The sequence below is a fragment of the Streptomyces sp. NPDC111656 genome, assembly GCF_055656965.1.
Genome location: NZ_JBVKCA010000003.1, coordinates 367,077 through 388,622, shown reverse-complemented (window position 1 = coordinate 388,622; position 21,546 = coordinate 367,077). Strand labels below are relative to the sequence as shown.

Annotated in this window: 16 protein-coding genes; 9 read left to right on the top strand and 7 right to left on the bottom strand. The window is 71.3% G+C overall.

Translation table 11 applies throughout. The annotated features are described in order from the left end of the window. Positions 1–388: 388 nt before the first annotated feature. Positions 389–1,828, bottom strand: a complete 1,440-nt coding sequence (gndA, locus tag ACZ7M3_RS11960) for an NADP-dependent phosphogluconate dehydrogenase (RefSeq protein ID WP_472062715.1) — start codon at positions 1,826–1,828, stop codon at positions 389–391. A 272-nt stretch (positions 1,829–2,100) separates the two neighbouring features. Between gndA and ACZ7M3_RS11955 the strand changes: the two genes are divergently transcribed. Continuing rightward, positions 2,101–3,315 carry a transglycosylase family protein gene (locus ACZ7M3_RS11955; protein ID WP_472062713.1) on the top strand — a complete coding sequence of 405 codons (1,215 nt, stop codon included), beginning with the start codon at positions 2,101–2,103 and terminating at the stop codon, positions 3,313–3,315. On the opposite strand, the gene ACZ7M3_RS11950 is transcribed toward ACZ7M3_RS11955, so the two are convergent. Next, complete coding sequence (locus ACZ7M3_RS11950; RefSeq protein ID WP_472062711.1) at positions 3,305–4,741, bottom strand: DMT family transporter; 1,437 nt, start codon at positions 4,739–4,741, stop codon at positions 3,305–3,307. The genes ACZ7M3_RS11955 and ACZ7M3_RS11950 overlap by 11 nt on opposite strands. A 228-nt stretch (positions 4,742–4,969) precedes the next feature. Between ACZ7M3_RS11950 and ACZ7M3_RS11945 the strand changes: the two genes are divergently transcribed. The 6 genes from ACZ7M3_RS11945 (at position 4,970) to ACZ7M3_RS11920 (ending at position 14,277) form a co-directional block, all read left to right on the top strand. Beyond that, positions 4,970–5,713: a (2Fe-2S)-binding protein gene (locus ACZ7M3_RS11945; RefSeq protein WP_450423817.1), complete on the top strand. Its 744-nt coding sequence runs from the start codon at positions 4,970–4,972 to the stop codon at positions 5,711–5,713. An 81-nt stretch (positions 5,714–5,794) separates the two neighbouring features. Next, the gene (gene glgA, locus ACZ7M3_RS11940) at positions 5,795–6,946 is read left to right on the top strand and encodes a glycogen synthase (protein ID WP_472062709.1); all 1,152 of its coding nucleotides are present in this window, start codon (positions 5,795–5,797) and stop codon (positions 6,944–6,946) included. 81 nt (positions 6,947–7,027) lie between these two features. Beyond that, complete coding sequence (glgC, locus tag ACZ7M3_RS11935; protein WP_054234963.1) at positions 7,028–8,248, top strand: glucose-1-phosphate adenylyltransferase; 1,221 nt, start codon at positions 7,028–7,030, stop codon at positions 8,246–8,248. Positions 8,249–8,427: 179 nt separating this feature from the next. Next, on the top strand, positions 8,428–11,034 hold the full coding sequence (locus tag ACZ7M3_RS11930; RefSeq protein WP_472062707.1) for a PA14 domain-containing protein: 2,607 nt from the start codon (positions 8,428–8,430) through the stop codon (positions 11,032–11,034). A 262-nt stretch (positions 11,035–11,296) separates the two neighbouring features. Then, complete coding sequence (locus ACZ7M3_RS11925) at positions 11,297–12,628, top strand: wax ester/triacylglycerol synthase family O-acyltransferase (RefSeq protein WP_472062705.1); 1,332 nt, start codon at positions 11,297–11,299, stop codon at positions 12,626–12,628. 125 nt (positions 12,629–12,753) lie between these two features. Next, a complete protein-coding gene (locus ACZ7M3_RS11920) occupies positions 12,754–14,277 on the top strand; it encodes an SDR family NAD(P)-dependent oxidoreductase (protein ID WP_472062703.1) in 1,524 nt (507 codons plus the stop codon). An 8-nt stretch (positions 14,278–14,285) separates the two neighbouring features. Here ACZ7M3_RS11920 and ACZ7M3_RS11915 read toward each other — a convergent pair whose 3' ends face one another. From ACZ7M3_RS11915 to ACZ7M3_RS11900, 4 genes are all read right to left on the bottom strand, one after another. Next, on the bottom strand, positions 14,286–15,893 hold the full coding sequence (locus tag ACZ7M3_RS11915) for a serine hydrolase (RefSeq protein WP_472062701.1): 1,608 nt from the start codon (positions 15,891–15,893) through the stop codon (positions 14,286–14,288). A 116-nt stretch (positions 15,894–16,009) separates the two neighbouring features. After that, positions 16,010–16,810, bottom strand: coding sequence for an SDR family oxidoreductase (locus ACZ7M3_RS11910; RefSeq protein WP_472062699.1), 801 nt, complete (start codon positions 16,808–16,810; stop codon positions 16,010–16,012). A 25-nt stretch (positions 16,811–16,835) separates the two neighbouring features. Then, positions 16,836–17,291 (bottom strand): hypothetical protein, encoded by a 456-nt coding sequence (locus tag ACZ7M3_RS11905; RefSeq protein WP_351305351.1) that lies wholly within the window; start codon positions 17,289–17,291, stop codon positions 16,836–16,838. Between the two features lie 106 nt (positions 17,292–17,397). Then, a complete protein-coding gene (locus tag ACZ7M3_RS11900; protein ID WP_472062697.1) occupies positions 17,398–18,642 on the bottom strand; it encodes a permease in 1,245 nt (414 codons plus the stop codon). 570 nt (positions 18,643–19,212) lie between these two features. Here ACZ7M3_RS11900 and ACZ7M3_RS11895 point away from each other — a divergent pair. Further along, entirely contained in the window at positions 19,213–19,386 is a 174-nt protein-coding gene (locus ACZ7M3_RS11895; protein ID WP_165853954.1) for a hypothetical protein, read from the top strand. A 59-nt stretch (positions 19,387–19,445) separates the two neighbouring features. Beyond that, positions 19,446–19,928: a GNAT family N-acetyltransferase gene (locus tag ACZ7M3_RS11890; RefSeq protein ID WP_472062695.1), complete on the top strand. Its 483-nt coding sequence runs from the start codon at positions 19,446–19,448 to the stop codon at positions 19,926–19,928. Positions 19,929–19,988: 60 nt separating this feature from the next. Here ACZ7M3_RS11890 and ACZ7M3_RS11885 read toward each other — a convergent pair whose 3' ends face one another. Then, positions 19,989–21,332 (bottom strand): amidase, encoded by a 1,344-nt coding sequence (locus ACZ7M3_RS11885; protein ID WP_472062693.1) that lies wholly within the window; start codon positions 21,330–21,332, stop codon positions 19,989–19,991. Positions 21,333–21,546 lie beyond the last annotated feature (214 nt).

Sequence of the window (21,546 nt, the reverse complement as noted above, 5' to 3'; positions counted from 1 at the left end):
CACGCCCGGGCCGGGCCCCGATCGCCCGCAGCCCTTCCCGGAGCCCCACCCCTTCCCCGACCCGACCCCGGATCCGGGCCCTCACCCCCCACCGAAGCCCACCCCTCCGCCGACCCCGGTGCCGAAGCCGCCGGGGCCCGAGCCGACCCCGCCGAGCCCCGGCCCGGTGCCGCCCGGCCCGGGCCCGGTGCCTCCGGGCCCCGAGCCGGTACCGAACCCCGAACCGGGACCCCCGCTCACGTGAACAGCCGGGTGAACGGGTGAATGAGTGACCGGGTGAACGACAGAGGCCGTCACGTCCCGGGTTCCAGGATGCGACGGCCTCGGTGGCGCCGGACACCGGTACGCCGTGTACCCGTACGCCTGGTACCCCTACGTCTACCTACGCCTACGCCTCGACCTCCGACCGGTCGCCGCCCCACAGCGTGTGGAACGAACCCTCCCGGTCGACGCGCCGGTAGGTGTGTGCCCCGAAGAAGTCCCGCTGCCCCTGCGTCAGGGCGGCGGGCAGCCGGTCGGCGCGCAGCGCGTCGTAGTAGGCGAGGGCCGCGGAGAAACCGGGTGCGGGCACGCCCTGGCGGGTGGCGGCCACCAGGACCTCACGCCAGTCGTCCTGCGCCGCCGCGATCTCCTGCGCGAACGTCTCGTCGGACAGCAGGCTCGGCAGATCGGGCCGCGCGTCGTACGCGGCGCGGATCCGGTCCAGGAACGCCGCCCGGATGATGCAGCCGCCGCGCCAGATCGCGGAGATGGCACCGAGGTCGATGTCCCAGTCGTACTGGTCGCTGCCCGCACTGATCTCGTGGAAGCCCTGCGTGTACGACACGATCTTCGACGCGTACAGCGCCTGCTCCACCCGGTCCGCGAAGGCCCCCGCCTCGGACTCCCCGAGCGGCTTCGCCTTGGGGCCCGCGAGCTCCCGGGAGGCGGCGCGCAGGTCGGCGTGCCCGGACAGCGAGCGGGCGAAGACCGCCTCCGCGATGCCGGACACCGGAACGCCCAGGTCCAGCGCGATCTGCACGGTCCAGCGGCCCGTGCCCTTCTGCTCCGCGCGGTCCTGGACCACGTCCACGAAGGGCTTGCCCGTCGCCGCGTCCACGTGCGACAGGACCTCCGCCGTGATCTCGATCAGGTAGGAGTCGAGCCGGCCGGTGTTCCAGGTGCGGAAGATGTCGGCGATCTGCGCGGGGGAGTACCCGGCGACATCGCGCAGCAGCTGGTAGGCCTCGCCGATCAGCTGCATGTCGGCGTACTCGATGCCGTTGTGCACCATCTTCACGAAGTGCCCGGCGCCGTCGGGACCGCAGTGGGTCACACAGGGAGAGCCGTCCGGCGCCTTCGCGGAGATCTTCTCCAGCATCGGACCGAGCGACGTGTACGACTCCTTGGAGCCGCCCGGCATGATGCTCGGCCCGTTCAGCGCGCCCTCCTCGCCGCCGGACACGCCCGTGCCGACGAAGTGGATGCCCTGGCCCCGCAGGTCGCGCTCCCGGCGCCGGGTGTCCTCGAAGTGCGCGTTGCCACCGTCGATGATCATGTCGCCGGGCTCAAGGAGCGAGGCGAACTCCTGGATCACCGCGTCGGTCGGCTCACCGGCCTTCACCATGATCATCAGACGCCGCGGGCGCTCCAGTGCTTCGACGAACTCCTTCGCGGTCTCCGTCGCCACGAAGTCGCCCTCGTGGCCGAATTCCTCCACCAGCGCGTGTGTCCGTGCCGCGGTCCTGTTGTGCAAGGCGACCGTGTAGCCGTTGCGGGCGAAGTTTCGGGCGAGATTGCGCCCCATGACCGCGAGACCCGTGACGCCGATCTGGGCTGAGTTGCTCATACGGTTGGCTCCTAAGAGATCCGGTAAGAGGTCCTGGTATTGGTCGGTATGAGTCGGTATCGCCGCTGCAGGTGATCCTGTCGTGCCTGTTCGTCGGTACTCCTCCGGCCATCCTGACGCGTCGGAGACGTGTACGCAGAAGAACGACCCGCTGCCTCCCCGGGCGAGGGAGCGGCGCCCGGGGCGCACAGCACGGCCGATTGCGCTCTTGTCATGGCCTGTTCGCAGCGCTTACTTTTGCCGCTCCTGACGCATGTCGAGGGGGCTCCCACATGGCCGTACGCGGCCGGCACCGCCGGTATCAGCCGAACAGGATCAACCGCGCCTCACTCACCGTCACGGCGGGCGGCGCCGGAATGGCACTCCCGTTGATCGGCACCGGCGTCGCACACGCGGCCGACGTGGACACCTGGAACAAGGTCGCCGCCTGCGAGTCCACCGACAACTGGAGCATCAACACCGGCAACGGCTACTACGGCGGACTGCAGTTCACCCAGTCCACCTGGGAGGCGTACGGGGGGCAGGTCTACGCCCCACGTGCGGATCAGGCCACCAAGGGCCAGCAGATCGCCATCGCCGAGAAGGTGCTCAAGGGCCAGGGCCCCGGTGCCTGGCCGGTCTGCTCGGTGCGCGCCGGTCTCACCCGGGGCGGGGACACCCCCGACATCACCCCGGCCGCCGAGCGGACCGGTACCAGGTCCGGTACCTCGCCCCAGACCACCAAGCGCTCCGTGCGCGACGTCCAGCCGCAGACCACACCCCAGTCGCGGGCCGGCACCGCCGAGATGTACACCGTCGTCCACGGCGACACGCTCTCCGGCATCGCGGGATCCCGCCACGTCCAGGGCGGTTGGCAGCGGTTGTACGACGCGAACCGCAGCACCGTCGGCTCCGACCCGGACCTGATCCTCCCGGGCCAGCGGCTGAACCTGCGAGGCAAGGGCCAGACCCCGGCGCACACCGAGAGCGCTCCCTCGTCCGCGTCGAAGAAGCGGAAGACCCCCGACAAGCCGTCCACGCACCAGACGTCCCCGCACAAGACCTCCTCGCACAAGACGTCCTCGGACACAGCCAAGAAGACCGACACGCTCGTCGCCCCCGTGCACGCCGCGACCGGCACGCCCTACCGCGCCGCCGGTGCCTCCTGGTCGAAGGGCTACCACACGGGCGTCGACTTCCCGGTGCCCACCGGCACCTCCGTGAAGGCGGTCGCCGCGGGCCAGGTCGTCAGTGCGGGCTGGGGCGGCTCGTTCGGCTACCAGGTGGTGATCCGGCACGCCGACGGCCGCTACACCCAGTACGCCCATCTGTCGGCGATCTCGGTGAAGGACGGGCAGAGCGTGGTGGGCGGCCAGCGCATCGGCCGCTCCGGTTCCACGGGCAACAGTACGGGCCCGCATCTGCACTTCGAGGTGCGGACGGGGCCCGGTTTCGGCACGGACGTCGACCCGGTCGCCTACCTGAGGGCGGGCGGCGTCAGGATTTGACGCGTGTGCGGTGGTGGTGGTCCAGCAGAGGCGTCGCCACCACGTAGGGCCCGCACAGGGGGCCGAAATAGGCCAGCGCGGGCGGCGCGTCCTCCTCGGACGACTCGGGTGAGTCGGCCGGGTCGGGCGCGCTCTCCGCGGCCCCCACCATCGCCGGAGCCGGTACGAAGAGGTCCTCGCCACGGTCCACGCCGAACCCGTCTCCGAGCCCGGCGCCGAACCCGTCTCCGAGCCCGTTCCCGAGTCCGGCGTCGCACGCCTCCCCGAGCCCCGCGCCGAGTCCGCTTCCGAGTCCGGCGTCGAATTCTTCTCCGAGCCCTGCGCCGAGTCCATTCCCGAGCCCGGCACCGAGTCCGTTTCCGAGCCCCACGTCGAATTTGTCTCCGAACCCGGTGTCGAACGGCTCTCCGAGCCCCGCGCCGAACACCTCTCCGCGGCCGCGGCCCGTGGTCGGCTCGTGCTCATGGTCCGGTCCCGTGGACTGCTCGGGCAGCACCGCGAGCAGCAGCGCCTGCAACGCGGAGTCAGGCGTGGCCCCTTCCGGCACGGACTCGGTCTCCGCGGCGGCGGGCACGGCGACCTCCGCGGTGTTCCGGGCGCTGCCGATCTGCTCGGTCGTGAGCAGGATCAGACCGCCCGCCGCGACGACTCCGCAGGCCAGCGCGAGCACGGTGCCCGTCTCGCCGTAGCGGAAGGTCTCGCCGAACATCGTGATGCCGACGGCGGCCGCCACGACGGGGTTGACGACCGTCAGCGTGGCCAGCGGCGCCGCGAGACCGCCGCCCCGGTAGGAGGCCTGCGACAGCAGCATGCCGGCCGTCGCGAAGACACCTATGAGGACGAGGCTCGGCAGGTCGGAGAGCGAGACCTGGTGCGACCAGTCCACCGCGACGGTCTTGGTGAACACCGAGGACATGCTGAAGGCTATGCCGGACCCCACCGCGAGCATCACGCTGCGCACGGCCGGGTGCCGGTGCGCGGCGCGGCCCGCCACCATGAAGGCCGCGACCGCGCCGCCCGACACCACGGCCAGCACCGAGATCTGGGTGTCACTCAGGGACTGCGAGTCGGCCGAGCCGACCAGGGCGAGCAGGACCGCGAGGCCCACCGTGGCCATGATCGCGCCACGCCACGCGGTCGCCCCGGCCTTGCGGCCGACGAAGACGGCCGCCATGGGGAGCGCGAACACGATGGTCAGCGCGCCCAGCGGCTGCACCAGGCTCAGCGGGCCGTAGGCGAGCGCCACCACGTGCAGCACCCCGCCGACGCCGCTCAGGGCGACCGCCGCCCACCAGCCGGGGCGGCGCAACGGCGCGTACGTCTGGTCGGGAGAGGTCAGTGCGACCTGCTCCTGGACGATCGCGCCGCCCGCGTACGCGACGGCGGAGACGAACGAGAGCAGGACGGACAGCGCGAGCGCGCTCATGAGTCCCTCCTCTGCGTGCGGCGGGGGCGCTGTGCCCGGCGCGGCGAACGATCGGCCTTCATACTCACTACGATGCCTCGCGCATCCGTTCACGTCGTCGTACCTGAGCAGGCAATGAGTAGTACTGCCGATGGAGTACGACTCGCCCCATGTCCTCCCCTGGGTGGGCGACATGAGAGGGAGACCCTCCGGTGAGAACCCCTAGGGGGCTTGGTACTACTGCTGTTCGTGGACCTCGACCCGGAACTTTCGGCGCTCGGCTCGCTCGGCGGCTTCTTCGTACTACACACCGGCGTACCGCCGCGTGCTCCGCTGCCGACGCTCGCACAGGCGTACGCGTCTCCCCGAGACGATGATCCCAGAGATGTCTGGTCGGATCCTCTGAATTTTCGCGTCCGGAAGGTCGCGGCGAGTCTGCGGGCGCCCGAGCCCCGGATCGCGGTCTCGGTGGCGCAGCAGGGACTCGCGGCCCGTCTGTGGTCGGTCTCGCTCGGTGCCGCCGCGCTGTACGGGCAGTTGCCGGACCTCGACCCGGGGCTGCTGCGGTGGGATCCGGACGGCAGCGCTCCGGACGACCTGTGGCTGTCCGAGGTACGCGCCCTGCCGGTGGCGGCGATCGGAGAGGTCGTACGGGACGGCCACCTCGCCCCGCTGGCGGCAGCTCTGCGCACCCGACACCGCATGTCGGAGGGACTGTTGTGGGGGAACGCGGGCTCGGCGCTCGCGGGTGCCTGGCGCCAGCTGCACCGCTGGGCCGAGGCCAACGGCCGTACGGACGTGGCCGATCGGGCCCGCGCCCTCGCCGCCGACCTGTTCACGCATCCCGACCTGTCCGCGACCGTGGACCCCCGTACCCTGCGCCGCCGCAGTTGCTGCCTCTACTACCGGCTCCCCGGCGGCGGCCTCTGCGGCGACTGCTGCTTCGACCGCCCGCCGGGCCGGACGCCGGGCGGGGCTCCGGGCCGCCGCTGAGCACCGCGGTCTTCCCCAAGCGTCCCTTCTGGGTGACCATGAAAGGCACCAGCCGGTATCCGGTACGACGGGGGGCTCTGCGTGCGAGTGGGACTGCTGACCCGGGAGTACCCGCCGGACGTGTACGGCGGCGCGGGCGTCCATGTCGAGTTCCTCGCCCGGGAGTTGCGGAGCCTCACGGACCTGGACGTGCACTGCTGGGGCGAGGGCGCCGCGGGCGGCGTCGTGCGCCACCGGTCCTGGTCCTCGCTCGACGGCGCCAACGACGCGCTGCGCACCTTCTCCGTGGACCTCGCCATGGCCGCCGCCCTCGAAGGCCGCGAACTCGTCCACTCACACACCTGGTACGCCAACCTCGCCGGCCACTTCGGCAAGCTCCTGTACGGCATCCCGCACGTCATGACCGCCCACTCCCTGGAGCCGCTGCGCCCCTGGAAGGCCGAGCAGCTCGGTGGCGGCTACGCCCTGTCCAGCTGGGCCGAGCGCACCGCCGTCGAGGCCGCCGACGCCGTCATCGCCGTCTCCGGCGCCATGCGCGAGGACATCCTCACCTGCTACCCCGCCCTGGACCCGGCCAAGGTGCGTGTCGTGCACAACGGCATCGACACCGCCCTCTACCGGCCGGACCACGGCACGGACGTCCTGGAGCGCATCGGCATCGACACCGCCCGCCCCTATGTCCTGTTCGTCGGCCGCATCACCCGTCAGAAGGGCGTGCCCCACCTGCTGCGCGCGGTACGGGACCTCGACCCGGCCGTGCAGGTGGTGCTGTGCGCGGGCGCCCCCGACACCCCCGAGATCGACCGGGAGTTCCGTGATCTCTTCCAGGAACTGAGTGCCGTACGCCGGGGCCTGCACTGGATCCCGCAGATGCTGCCCCGCCCGGACGTCGTCCAACTCCTCACGCACGCCGCCGTTTTCGTCTGCCCCTCGGTGTACGAGCCGCTCGGCATCGTCAACCTGGAGGCGATGGCCTGTGGAACGGCTGTGGTGGCATCGCGGGTCGGAGGGATACCCGAGGTGGTCGAGGACGGTGTGACGGGTGTCCTGGTGCCGGTCGAGGCGAACTTCGAGGCGGGTCTGGCGCTCGCCCTCGACTCCGTGCTCGCCGACCCCCGGGCCGCCCGGCGGATGGGCGAGGCCGGACGGGAGCGCGCGGTGCGGGAGTTCGGATGGGACGCGGTGGCCCGGCGGACCGTCCAGCTTTACGAGGAAGTCCTCAAACCGGGGTAACCATCGGACAGGTGCAGTTCAAGCAACGGGGCCGGCCCGGCACAGCGGGCGCGGCTCGACCGGGCTCAGAGGGGCGGCGGCATGCGGCGCGGTGGACCTTCGGTACTGGGAATCGTCCTTGCGGGTGGAGAGGGCAAACGGCTCATGCCCCTCACCGCGGACCGCGCGAAACCCGCGGTCACCTTCGGCGGGACGTACCGCCTGGTGGACTTCGTACTCTCCAATCTCGTCAACGCCGACATCCTGCGCATCTGCGTCCTGACGCAGTACAAGTCGCACTCCCTGGACCGCCATGTGACGACGACCTGGCGGATGTCGAGTCTGCTCGGCAACTACGTCACACCGGTCCCGGCCCAGCAGCGGCTCGGCCCGCGCTGGTACCTGGGCAGCGCGGACGCGATCCTGCAGTCCCTCAACCTCGTGCACGACGAACGGCCCGACTACATCGCGGTGTTCGGCGCCGACCACGTCTACCGCATGGACCCCCGGCAGATGCTCGCCCAGCACATCGAGGGCGGCGCGGGTGTGACCGTCGCCGGGATACGGGTGCCGCGCGCCGAGTCGTCCTCCTTCGGGGTCATCAGCCCCGGCTCCGACGGGCAGACCGTGGAGGGCTTCCTGGAGAAGCCCGCCGACCCGCCGGGCCTGCCCGACGACCCCGAGTGCGTCTTCGCCTCGATGGGCAACTACATCTTCACCACCAAGGCTCTGGTGGAGGCGCTCCAGCGGGACGCCGAGGACGTGCACTCGGTGCACGACATGGGCGGATCGATTCTGCCCATGCTCACCGACCGCGGCGAGGCGCAGCTCTACGACTTCAGCGACAACCACGTGCCCGGCGAGACCACCCGCGACCAGGGCTACTGGCGCGACGTGGGCACCCTCGACGCCTACTACGACGCCCACATGGACCTGATCGCCGAACGCCCCGCCTTCAACCTCTACAACCGCAGCTGGCCCATCTACACCAGTTCCGGACAGCTCTCCCCGGCGAGATTCAACGCCGGAGGCATCGCGAGCGAGTCGATCGTCAGCGCGGGCAGTCTGATCCGGGGGCAGGTCACGCGGTCCGTGCTCTCGCCGGGTGTCGTGGTCGACCCGGGAGCCGTCGTCCAGGGCTCGATCCTGCACGACAACGTCCACATAGGGCGGGGCGCGGTGGTGCGCGGCGCGGTTCTCGACAAGAACGTCGAGGTGCCGCCGGGTGCGACGATCGGCGTCAACCCCGAGCGGGACGCGGATCTCTACACGGTCTCCAAGGGCGGGGTGATCGCGCTGGGCAAGGGCCGGATCGTGCCGTAGTGGCCGACGGTGACCGACGACGGCCCCGGTGCGCCCGTGCCCACCGGGGCCGTCGTCATGTCCCTGGACAGGAAGTGGAACCTCGTGTTGTCATGCCAACTGCCGTTGGTGACAACGTTGTTCCATCTGAGCAAGAGCCGCGCCACCCGCCCCACGCCCATCCTCAAAGAGGAGGATCCGTGCGTTTCGGACGACTCAGAGACCGACTCGCGTTACTGCTCGCCGCGGCCCTCGGCGCCGCGGGACTCGCCTCCGTGCCCGCCGCGGCCGACGATCCCGTCGCGGTCCACGGACTGAAGGGCGACTACTACACGCAGTCCGCCCCCGGTGCCTTCGACTTCCACGAACTCAAGGCCACCGGCTTCGACCCGCAACTCGACTTCGACGACCTGGAACCCCGGCTGCGCTTCGCCACGGGCCAGGACAACGATGTCAGTGTCCGCTGGACCGGCACACTCGTACCGGAGAAGAGCGGACCCACCACCTTCTCGATCATCGGCGACAACGGTTTCCGCCTCTGGCTCGACGGCAGACCCGTCATCGACCACTGGGTGGACGACTGGGATCGCGAACAGACCTCCGATCCCATCGATCTGACGGCTGGTCACGCCTATGACTTCAAGCTCGAGTACTTCGAGCACTACGGCGGCTCCAACCTCCATCTGCGCTGGACCGAACCCGGTGGCGCCAAGGTGACGATCCCGCAGTCGGCGTTCCTGCTGCCCGACGGCTACGACTACGACGGCGCCCTCGCGACCACCGTCCAGCCGGACGGCCGCACCCTCAGGCTCGACTTCGCACGGGAACTGTCCGCGCCCCCGGCCGCCGTGGTCGACCACCTCCAGGCCGTGATCGGCGGCGCCAAGTGGCCCTTGGGAGCGGCCGAGTTGGACCCCGCCGACCCCAGATCACTCCTCGTCACGCTCAAGGAGCCGGTCGTCGGCAACAAGACCGGCACCGCACGCGGCAACGCCGACCTGCGCTACGACGGCACGGGCGGCCTCGCCGCCGCCGGGGACGGCAAGGCGATCGGCGCCTTCTGGAGCAGCGGCCCCAACCGCTCCACGTACGAGCTGCGTACGAAGTGGGCCGACGACGTCGGGCCCGACAACGCCCTGCCGGAATACCCCCGCCCCCAGCTCACGCGCGACGCCTGGCGCAACCTCAACGGGCGCTGGCAGTTCGCCGCCGCCACCGCGGGGGAGCAGCCCCCGGTCGGGAAGACGCTCGGCGAGCACATCCTCGTCCCGTACCCCGTGGAGTCCCAGCTGTCCGGCGTCGAACGCCACGAGGACCGCATGTGGTACCGCCGCACCTTCACCGTCCCGGCCGACTGGCACATCGGCTCGGACAAACGGCTCCTGCTCAACTTCGGTGCCGTCGACTGGCAGTCCGAGGTGTACGTCAACGGGGTCAGGGTCGCCGAACACCGGGGCGGCTACGACAGGTTCGGCGTCGACGTCACCGACGCGCTGAAGCCCGGCCGCACCCAGGAGCTGATCGTCGGCGTGTACGACCCGACCGACGCCGCGTCCGGCGAGAACCCGCCGCTCGGCAAGCAGCGCCTCGACCCCAGCGGGATCTGGTACACCCCGACCTCCGGCATCTGGCAGACGGTGTGGATGGAGCCGGTCGCCCCGGACCACGTCGACTCGCTCAAGCTCACCCCGGACGTCGACGGCGGCCGGCTCACCGTGGAACCGAAGGGCGTGCGCGACGGGCTGCCGGTCACGGCGACGGCGTACGAGGGAGGGCGGAAGGTCGCCACCGCCACCGGCCGCACCGGACATCCGCTGAGCCTGAAGATCGCCCATCCGCGCCTCTGGTCGCCGGACGACCCCTTCCTCTACGACCTCAGGGTGAGCGTCGGGCGCGACCGCGTCGGCAGCTACTTCGGGATGCGCTCGATCTCCGTCGAGAAGGTCGACGGCACCCCGCGCACCGTCCTCAACGGCAAGCCCGTCTTCATGATGGCCACGCTCGACCAGGGGTTCTGGCCCGACGGCCTGTACACCGCCCCGACGGACGAGGCCCTCGCGTACGACCTGCGCATGCACAAGGAGATGGGCTTCAACGCGGTGCGCAAGCACATCAAGGTGGAGCCCGACCGCTGGTTCTACTGGGCGGACCGGCTCGGCCTGCTGGTCTGGCAGGACATGCCCGCCATGACCGCCGGGGTGAATCCGAGCGCCCCGGCCCGCGCCGAGTACGAGCGTGAGATGAAACTGATGATCGACCAGCACATCGGCAGTCCGTCGGTCGTGATGTGGGTGACCTTCAACGAGGGCTGGGGCCAGTACGACGAGGGTCGCATCGCCGACCAGGCCAAGGCCTGGGATCCGACCCGGCTCGTCAACGGCATGTCGGGGCTGAACCTGGGGGCCGACGGCGGCACCGGCGACATCATGGACGAACACGGCTATCCGAGCCCCGCGCTGCCACCGGCTCCCGACGGCAGACGCGCGCTCGTCAGCGGCGAGTACGGGGGCCTGGGGCTCGCCGTGCCCGGGCACGCCTGGTCGGTCCAGCAGTCGTACGTGGACGTGGACCCGTCGGCGTACACCGACGACTACCTCGCCCGCCTCGCCGAGGTACGCGCACTCGCGTGCCGGGGGAGCAACGGCGCCGTCTACACCCAGATCACGGACGTGGAGGGCGAGCTGAACGGTCTCCTCACCTACGACCGCAAGGTCGTGAAGCCGGACGTGGGGAGGTTGAGGGCGGCGCACGAGGCGCTGATCGCCGACGCGTCCCGGGCGACCCCCACGGGCTGCCCGGCAACCTGACACCTCGGGTCCTTCGAGGGCCTTCGCGGTCCTTCGAGCGACCCGGCGTTTCCGGTCTTTCGCGCGGCCGCGCGTCGGCGCGCGTGCCGCGGTCGGGACGCCTATCCTGGGCCGACCTCATGTGCCCCTTGTGTCCCGCCCCTTTCGCGGGGGGCGGGACTTAATCTGCTGTTAACTGAGCGTAGCTTGATCGTACTTGACCGTAATCGCCTGTCGGGGTTTGACTGCTTGCTCACCCTGTCGTCGAAGCGAGAGCAAGCCTTTGACTCCTGATCTCCTCGCACCACTCGACCTGGCGTTCTGGAACATCGAGTCCGCCCAGCACCCGATGCACCTCGGCGCCCTCGGTGTCTTCTCCGCGCACTCGCCGACCGCGGGCGCGCACGCCGCCGAACTGCTCGCGGTCCGCGCGGTCGGGGTGCCCGGGCTGCGCATGCGGATCCGCGACGTCTGGCAGCCCCTCGCCTTCCCGCCCCACTTCGGGAGCGCGGCCCGGGAACCCGCGCCGGACTTCGAACCCCTCGACCACGTCCGGCTGCACGCGCCGACCGCGGACTTCCCCGCCGCCGCGGGCCGGCTCATGGAACGCCCGCTCCAGCGCGGCCGGCCTCCGTGGGAGGCGCACGTCCTGCCCGGCGAGGACGGCACCTCGTTCGCCGTGTTCTTCAAGTTCCACCACGCGCTGGCCGACGGCCTGCGGGCACTGATGCTCGCCGCCGCCCTCATGGACCCGCTGGACCTGCCCGAGCCCCGCCCGCGCACCGCCGAGCCGCCCCGCGGACTCCTCCCGGACGTCCGCAAACTGCCCGACCTGGTGCGCGGCACCCTCTCCGACCTGGGCCGCGCCCTCGACATCGGCAGCTCCGTCGCCCGCGCCACCCTCGGCGTCCGCTCCTCGCCCGCCCTCACCTCGCAGCCCACCGGCACCCGCCGGATCGCGGGCGTCGCCCTCGACCTGGACGATGTGCACCGCGTCCGCAAGAGCGTCGGCGGCACCGTCAACGACGTCCTGATCGCCGTCGTCGCGGGAGCCCTGCGCAACTGGCTCGACGAACGCGGCGACAGCAGCGAGGGAGTCGCGCCCCGCGCCCTGATCCCCGTCTCCAGGCGCCGCCCGCGCACCGCGCACCCGCAGGGCAACCGGCTCTCCGGTTACCTGATACGGCTTCCCGTCGACGACCCGGACCCGCTCGGCCGACTCCGTTCGGTGCGTACGGCGATGGACGCCAACAAGGACGCGGGACCCAACCGGGGAGCGGGCGCCGTCGCGCTGCTCGCCGACCATGTGCCGCCGCTCGGTCACCGCCTCGGCGGTCCCGTCGTCGGCCAGGCGGCCCGGCTGCTCTTCGACATCCTGGTCACCAGCGTGCCGCTGCCCAGCCTCGGCCTGAAGCTCGGCGGCTGCCCGCTCACCGAGGTCTATCCGCTCGCCCCGCTGGCCCGCGGCCAGGCGCTGGCGGTGGCCGTGTCGACGTACCGCGGACGGGTCCACTACGGGCTCGTCGCCGACGCACAGGCCGTGCCGGACCTGAACCGGCTGGCCCGCGCGCTGACCGAGGAGGTGGAGACGCTGATCATCGCCTGCGGCCCCTGAAACGGCCCGCGGGGGACCGTTGATCATCTCGGGTTTGGCGCCTTGCCCCCTTGCTCCGTAAAATTCCGCCTTCGAAAGCGAGCGCGGTTCGAGCGCGGCGCGAGACCCGAGGAACGGCACACGCGATGACGGTGACAGAGGACGGCCAGGCGACTCTCGCCGTGGACACGGCCGAGGACGACCGGGCGGCTTCCGCCGTGGACGGGGAGGCGGTCTCCTACGGGCCGGGCATCGACCCGGAGCGGCTGGCCGTCTGCCTCAGCGTGCTCGACGAGCTCGACAAGATCGAGGTCGACCACCCGGACGCCATCGCCGTGCGCCGCGCCACCGCGGGCGTCTACCGCACGGTCAAGCAGCGCCGCCGCCAGGAGCGCAGGGCCGCCAAGACCGCCCACGACAAGGCCGTCACCGAGTCCACCGCGACCGGCTCCGCCCAGCGCATCGACGACGAGACCGAGGGCATCCTGCCCTCGTCCGTCACCGACGCCGGCGAGATCGCGGGGATACTCCAGCGCCCGCGCTCCTGCTACATCTGCAAGAAGCGGTACGTCGAGGTCGACTACTTCTACCACCAGCTCTGCCAGGACTGCGCCGCCGAGAACCGCGCCCGCCGCGACGCCCGCGCCGACCTCACCGGCAAGCGCGCGCTGCTCACCGGCGGCCGCGCCAAGATCGGCATGTACATCGCGCTGCGGCTGCTGCGCGACGGCGCGCACACCACCATCACCACGCGCTTCCCGAACGACGCGATCCGCCGCTTCAAGGCCATGCCCGACAGCGACGAGTGGATCGGCCGCCTGAAGATCGTCGGCATCGACCTGCGCGACCCGGCGCAGGTCGTGGCCCTGGCCGACTCGGTCGCCGCCGAGGGCCCGCTGGACATCCTGATCAACAACGCGGCCCAGACCGTTCGCCGCTCCCCGGGTGCCTACAGCGAGCTGCTCGCCGCCGAGTCCGGCCCGCTGCCCGCCGGTGAGCTGCCGCCCGCCGAGGTCATCGGCACCTTCGGCTCCGGCGCGGTGGCCGCGCTCCCGGTCGCCGGGGGCGGCGCGCTGACCGCGCAGGACGTCACCGACCTGGCCCTGGTGTCCGGCTCGGCCTCCCTGGAGCGGATCGCGGCCGGTACGGCCATCGACGCGGGCGGCCTCGTGCCCGACCTGCACGACACCAACAGCTGGATCCAGTCGGTCGAGGAGGTCACGCCGGTCGAGCTCCTCGAGGTCCAGCTCTGCAACTCGACGGCCCCCTTCATCCTGATCAGCCGGCTGCGCGCGGCGATGGCGGCCTCCGGTGCCGACCGCACGTACATCGTGAACGTCTCCGCCATGGAGGGCGTCTTCAACCGCGGCTACAAGGGCGCGGGCCACCCGCACACCAACATGGCCAAGGCCGCCCTGAACATGCTCACGCGCACCAGCGCCCAGGAGATGTTCGAGAAGGACCGCATCCTGATGACCGCCGTCGACACCGGCTGGATCACCGACGAGCGCCCGCACCCCGACAAGATGCGTCTCGCCGACGAGGGCTTCCACGCCCCGCTCGACCTGATCGACGGCGCGGCCCGGGTGTACGACCCGATCGTGCGCGGCGAGCAGGGCGAGCACCTGTACGGCGTGTTCATGAAGGACTACGCGCCCGGCAAGTGGTGACCGCGCCCTCAGCCACGGGTGAAGGTGCCCAGGCCGTCGTGGTCCCAGGCCTCGACGGTCACCCGCGACGCCTTCGAGCCGCCGGACCCCGGTGACCCCGCACCGACCTTGAAGGTCACCCCCGAGAGCCCGATCGCGTTCTCGCCGACGGTCCGGAAACCGAAGGTGTCGCCGTCGTAGTGGGTGAGCCGGAAGGTTGTGTGCTTGGGGCCCAGGCTCATGCTGAGTTCGCCGTCGGCTGCCGTGACGGTCAGCGGTCCGTAGTAGGCGTTGTCGTACGTGCCCGTGTACGTGTCGGCGGCGCGGGCCACGGCCCCGTTCCGTGGGGGTCTGGCGTAGTCGGTGGGGGAGCGGCCCTGCTGCTCCTGCTGCCGGTAGACCCGGTCGACCAGGGGCAGCCAGTCCGTCGTGGGCTTCCCGTACTGGGCGGTGTCGAAGAAGTTCAGCGCGACCGAGTCGGCGAGGCCCACCGGCGCCCCGTTGGTCAGGACGGTGATGCCGAGCTGCTCGCCGGGCAGCATCGTCACATTGGTGTTGGCGCCGAGTTCGAAGGCGCCGGAGTGGCTGAGGCGCAGCCGGCCCTGGTCGTCGTAGCCGACGTTCCAGCCGAGACCGTAGAAGCCCGCGCGGCCCGCCGGGGCCTGCGGGGGCTGGGCGACGATCTCGGGCAGGTGGGTGCGCTCCAGCGGTGCGGCGGGGATGACCTGCCTGCCGTCCAGCTTCCCGTTCGCCAGTTGCAGTCGCATCCAGGTGGCCATGTCACGGGCCGTGGAGCTCGCGCCGCCCGCGGGCGACTGGGCGTCGGCGTCCCGGACGTACTTCGGTTGCCAGGTGCCGTCCGCGTTCTTCACATGGGTGACGGCCTTGTCCTCGGCCCGGTCGTAGTCGGAGAAGCGGGAGCTGGTGTTCTTCATGCCTGCGGGGCCGTACAGCGTGTCCTGGGAGAGCTTGTCCCAGGACGTGTCCTTCGCGTTCGCGACCGCCTGGGCCGCGGCGGTGACCCCGTAGTTGGTGTAGGCGTAACTGGCGCGGAACGGGCCGAGCGGCTCGTACTTCAGGTGGTCCAGGATGTACGTCCGGTCGTAGCCGAGGTCTTCGAGGAGGTCACCGGAGTGGTCGGGCAGGCCGCTGCGGTGCGAGAAGAGGTCGGCGTACGTGACGTGCGCCGTGACCCAGGGGTCCTTGAGGGCGAAGCCGGGCAGCCGCGCCGCGACGGGGTCGTCCCAGGCGAGCGTCCTGCCGCCGACGACCCCCGCGACGACGGTCGAGGCCAGCGGCTTGGACAAGGACGCGAGCTGGAAGACGGTGTCCGGGTCGACGGCCCCGGACCGTCCCGCCCGACGCTCGCCGAAGCCCTTGAGATAGACCACGCGGTCCTTGTGGACGACGGCCACGGCGACGCCGGGGACGCCGGTCTTCTTCATGGCGTCCCGCACGATGCCGTCGAGCTTGCCGACGGCACCGTCCACCTCCGCCCGGGTGAGCTGCGGAGGCGGCTGGGGAGGCGGGGCCGCCGCTACGGCGCAGGGGGTGCGGCTCGCGCAAAGCAGGGAGGCCGCGACGGCTGCGATCAGCGCCGCGCATCGGTGGTGTCCCGCCCGTCGCCGCACACCCATGGTCACCATTGAACGCGCACTGTCAGGCTTTGTCCTGCGGAGACCTGCGGGGTCGGGCGGGAGACGGGCCCGAGCCGGTGGGAGCAGGTAGGAGCATGTAGGAGCCGGCATGGCCGCTATGCGTCGGGCGCGCGCGTCCGCAGGCGTGCGTGGACGGGGTCGGCGGGGGAGTGCGCGGACCGGACCCGGGTGCCTCCGTCGACCAGCAGATCGGCGCCCGTGATCCACCCGGCCGCGTCCGAGGCCAACCAGACCACCGCCCGCGCGATGTCCTCGGGCCGGCCGATCCGACCCAGCGGAAGCCCCGCGCCGAGCTCGTCCTCGGCGTTCTCCCAGACGAACCGGGCCATCTCGGTGCGGACGAGCCCCGGGGAGACGGAGTTCACCCGCACCTTCGGGGCGAGTTCACCGGCGAGCTGCTGGGTGAGGTGGAGGAGGGCCGCCTTGCTGGTGCCGTACGCCCCCACGTTCGGTCCCACATGCCCGGCGCCCTCCGTGCACACGTTCACGACCGTGCCGCCGTGCTCGCCCATCCAGGCCCGCCAGGCACACTGCACCAACCGCAGCGGGGCCTCCACGTTGACCGTGAACGCCTCGCGCCAGCGGTCCGGATCGGCGTCCATGAGCGGGCCGTACGGCTGGTTGGTCGCGGCGTTGTTCACCACGACGTCGATGCGCCCGAACTCCCGCAGCGCCAGCTCGGTCAGCTCCCGCAGATGCGCCGGATCGGCCACTGAGCCCGGGAGTCCGACGCCGCCGAGCCGTTCGGCGGCCCGGCCGACCGCGTCCGGGTCCCGGGCCGTCACACACACCCGCGCCCCCGCCCGGGAGAGCTCCTCGGCGACGGCGAGGCCGATCCCGCGCGAGGCCCCGGTGACGATGGCACTCCTGCCCTCGAGCCCGTACGGCGTCGTCATCCGCGTACCGTCTCATGACGGACCGTCAGTCAACAGCCCCGAGTCGCGAGTGCTGCGCCGCCACCAGCTCCAGCACCGTGCGCCAGTCCTCCAGGACCCCGGCGTCGAGACCGGGGACCCTGCCCGACTCGTCCGCGTGGCGCAGGCTCAGCACGTCGTCGGCGTCCGCGTCGTCGGCCCATCCGCCGGCGTGCAGCCGGACGAGCCGGGAGACCCGCTCGCCGAGCAGTGGCCGGACCAGGTCCGCCGCCCGGTCGGCGTGTCCTGCCGTGTCGCCGGGCCGCAGCAGTTGCCCTACGGCGTGGACCAGGCCCGCCACCTGGAGTTCCTTGTCCGCGGGACGACTTCGGCGCAGGAGCGCGGCGGTCTGCAGGGCGTGGTCGTGCAGATCCACTCGGCCGCCACAGCGGCCCGGGGTCTCCCGGGCACTCCGGCAGGCGTGCAGCAGATCCATCAGCTCCTCGACGCTGCGCAGCTCCATGCGTCAGTCCTCCCGAGTCCTCCCGCGGGAAAAAGCCGTTTCCGGGCGCCAGCAGATCATGGCTGCCTTGCGAATCGGCCAACGGGACCTGAACTGCGCGCCGTGTTCAGTGGTGCCCGTGGCCGTCGGCCCCCGGAGCCCCGTGCCCGTGGCCTTCCGGCGCAGGTGCGCCGTGGCGGTGGCCTTCCGTCCCCGCGCTCCCGTGCCCGTGGCCCTCCGGCTCCGGTGCCCCGCCCATCATCCGCAGCATCGCCGGGCCGCCCGTGCGCAGGAACCGCCACACCAAGGCCGTCGCCAGCAGCAGGAAGACGATGTTGAGCCAGGTCGTGTAGTTCCAGGAGACACCCTCCATGGGGATCGTCGCGTCGGCCTGGTCGGGGATGAGCCCGAGGCCGCCGAAGAGGAACTCCACGACGTATCCGGCGAGCGCCATGGCGGCATAGAAGGTGACCAGGAGGAACCCGGTCATCCGGAGCCCGTAGTACTTCCGGTAGATGTTCAGGATCGGCAGGATCAGCAGGTCGGCGAAGATGAACGCGACCACACCGCCGAAGCTGATCCCGCCCTTCCACAGCACGACGGCCAGCGGCACGTTCCCGATGGAGCAGACGAACGAGGCGATCGCCACGAGCGGGCCGACCAGGGGGCCGATCAGCTTCGCGGCGAGCGGGTGGCCGTCCAGGAAGAGGGACTGCCAGAACGCGCTGGGCACCCAGGCTGCGATCGCGCCCGCGATCAGCAGGCCGATCACCAGGTCGCGCAGGATCGCCGCCCACTCCATGACGAACACATGTGCGACCGAGGTGTAGCCGTCGCGCGAGAGCAGCCGCCGTACGAACGAGCCATCCGCCTGGATCGACATGTCCATCGCGGCATGCCCTTCCATCGACCCGGCGAGCCCGCGCTCCGCCTGCTCCCGGGCCTCGCGCAGCAGCCGTTCGCGCAGAAAGATCCGGAAGAGCACGGCCAGCACCACGATCATGATCGGGCCGCCGACGAATTCGGCGACCGTGAACTGCCAGCCCATCAACAGGGCCAGGATCACGCCGAGTTCGACGACCAGATTGGTGGAGGCGATCTCGAACGCCATCGCCGCGGTGAAGTTCGCGCCCTTGCGGAACAGCGAGCGCGCCAGCGCGACGGCCGCGTACGAACACGACGAGGACGCCGCGCCGAGCCCCGCGGCCAGCGCGAGCGTCCGCGGCCGGTCGTCACCGAGCAGCCGCACGATCGTCGCGCGGCGCACCACGGCCTGGACGACGGCGGAGAGGCCGAATCCCAGGATCAGTGCCCAGGTGATCTCCCAGGTCATCGACCCCGTGATGGACAGTGCGTGCAGGATCGCGTGCATGGCCTCACTCTTTCCCGTCCGGCTTCCCCGATTCATGCGGGACTATACCCCCTAGGGGTATGAGATGGCGTGTGGCGGCCGGGCGGGTCTCGCCGGTTCATCAAGGTTCCGCAAAGACTTCGGGGGGCCGCCCCAAAGGGAGTCCGGGGCTCCGCGGGTCGGCCCATCGCCCCTGTCCGGGTGCCCGGTTGAGTCTTCCCGCCCTGGTCACGGGAGGTGTGACGCTAGGCCGAACGGGTGACGCGCGAGGGGGGATACATCATCAAATAGGCTCAGATCGAGGGCCGATGGACGCTGATCGACGCAAGACGGTTACCTCGTGTTTTCAGCCCCATCGAGCGGGCACCCGCTCATTTGGTTACCCTGTACCGGACGGACAGCCTGCAGGGGTTCCACCCACACCCAAGGTCCGTCCCGGGACAGCCGGTCACCACGGACTGCTCTCACACGAGTTACCGGCGCCACCGCGTCCTTAACTGCCTTCGACTCAGACCCGAGGGGATGTCAGGCGACCGGAAGCAGACTGGCCCTGTACGTCCCGAGGGTGACCCGACACATAAGGAGTGCGCGGTGACACCGGAGAAGACGAATCGCGATCAGCGCCCCAAGGAACGCACGGAGCGCGGAGGCCGGCCCGAGAAGAAGCTCGGCAGCCTCGACGTGTGGGCCAGGTCCGCCCCGATCCGCCTGGCGGGGTACGAGGACGACCTCGCCGAGCCCCACATCCTGCCCAGCGTGGACTGACCGCTCGCGGCGGGACTCATCGCGATCGCTGACGGCATGGGCGTGTCAGACTCACGTCCATGCTGATCAGAGAAGCCGCGGCCGACGACTGGCCGCGGATCTGGCCTTTCTGGCGCCGGATCGTCGCCGCGGGTGAGACCTACACCTGGGACCCGGGCACCTCCGAGGAGGCGGCCCGGGCTCTGTGGATGGCACCGGGCAAGCGTGTGTACGTCGCCGAGGACGTCACCGGAGCGGTCGTCGGCTCGGCCTACGTCACCCCCAACTACGGCGGCCCCGCCGCCCGCGTCGCGGGCGCCGGATTCATGGTCGACCCCGACCACGCCGGGCTCGGCATCGGGCGCGCGCTCGCCGAGCACATCCTCGCCGCGGCGAAGGCCGACGGCTACCGGGGCATGGTCTTCAACGCCGTCGTGGAGACCAATCCCGCCGTCAAGCTGTGGACCGCGCTCGGCTTCACGATCCTCGGCACCGTGCCGGACGCCTACGAGCACCCCCGGCACGGGCGGGTGGGACTGCACATCATGTACAAGGCGCTGTGAAGCCCCTGCATGGACAAGGCGCTGTGAAACCCCCGTGCTCCTAGGGCGTGCCGTCGTTCCTCAGTCCAGTGGCGCCGTCCGCCGCCACGGCCGCAGTTCCTCCAACTGACCCGCGAGCTCAAGGAGTTCGAGCTCGGATCCGGGTCGTCCGACCAGCTGTACGGCCGCCGGGGTCCCGCTCGGCAGGATCCCGAACGGCACCGTCATCGCGGGCCAACCGGTGAGGTTCCACGGCGGTGTCAGCGGCGAGTAGTGGGTGTTGACCAGCACATTGCGCAGCCAGCCCCGCTCGTGCCACGGTGCGGCGGCCGGTCCGCGTCGGGCCAGTGCCGGGGTGAGCAGCACGTCGTGCTGCGCGAAGAACGGTTCCAGACGCGCGCGCAGCTGCTCGCGGCGCTCACCCGTGCGTACCCCGGCCACGAAACGGCGCCCCACGGTGGCGTGCACCCGAGTCCGCCGGGCGAGCCGGCGCGGGTCGAGGTCCTCGGCGTCGACCGCGGTGCCCGCCGTCCAGTGCATCAGCGCGGCGGTGCCCAGCCAGTAGGGGTACGGCGGGTCGGCGGGCCGCACCTCGTGGCCCGCCCCGGCCAGCACCTCCGCGGCCTCCCGGGCCGCGCTCGCGTACGGGCGGCCGACGCTCACGCCGACCAGCGGACTGCGCACGGAGACGGCCACCTTGCGGACGAGGTTCCCCGAGGGGCGTATCGCCTCGGTGTCCGACAGGACCGCGAACATCAGGCGTGCGTCGTCGATCGTGGTCGCGAGAGGCCCGTTCTCCGACATGCCGAACCAGTCGCCGTGACCGATGCCCGCCGGGATCGTGCCATGGCCCGGCTTGAGGCCGACGATGCCGCAGTTGGCCGCCGGGATGCGCAGCGAACCCATCCCGTCGTTGCCCAGCGCGATCGGCACCATCCCGGCGGCGACCGCGGCCGCGCTGCCTCCCGAGGAGCCGCCCGCCGTGCGCGAGGTGTCCCAGGGGTTGCGGGCCGTGCCGTGCGCACCCTCGGAGGTGCCGAAGACACAGAGCTCGGGCACGTTGGTCAGACCCACGACCACGGCGCCCGCCGCGCGCAGTCGCGCCACTGTCGGATGGTCGTGATCGGCGGGGGTGTCCGCGGTCGCGGCGGAGCCGTTGCGGTTCGACTCGCCGCGCACCGCGAGGTTGTCCTTGACGGCCACGGGCACCCCCGCGAGGGGGAGTTCGGCCAGGTCCGCGCGGCCGGCCAGCTCGTCGGCCTCCGAGAGGGCCGCCTCGGACCGTACGACACGGAAGGCACCCACGCGCGCGTCGAGCCGGTCGATCCGCGCGAGGTGGTCGGCCACCACCTCGCGGGGCGTGGCCCGCTTCTCGCGTACGGCTGCGGCGATCTCGGTGGCGGTCCGGCCGACCCAGCTGGTCACGGGTGCTCCTCGGGGACAGGGGATTACTGGCGAGTACGAGGAGCACTGTGCCCGGCGGCGGGGTACCGCGTCGAGAGCCGTCGCCCTTGGACATTCGGATCGGTCTTCTTGGACTTTCGCACTCACGCTTGTCCGGTATCTCCGCAGAGTCGCAGATCATCCGATCACTTGCTCAACTTTCGCATCCACCCGCCCCATTGACAGGATCTGGTGG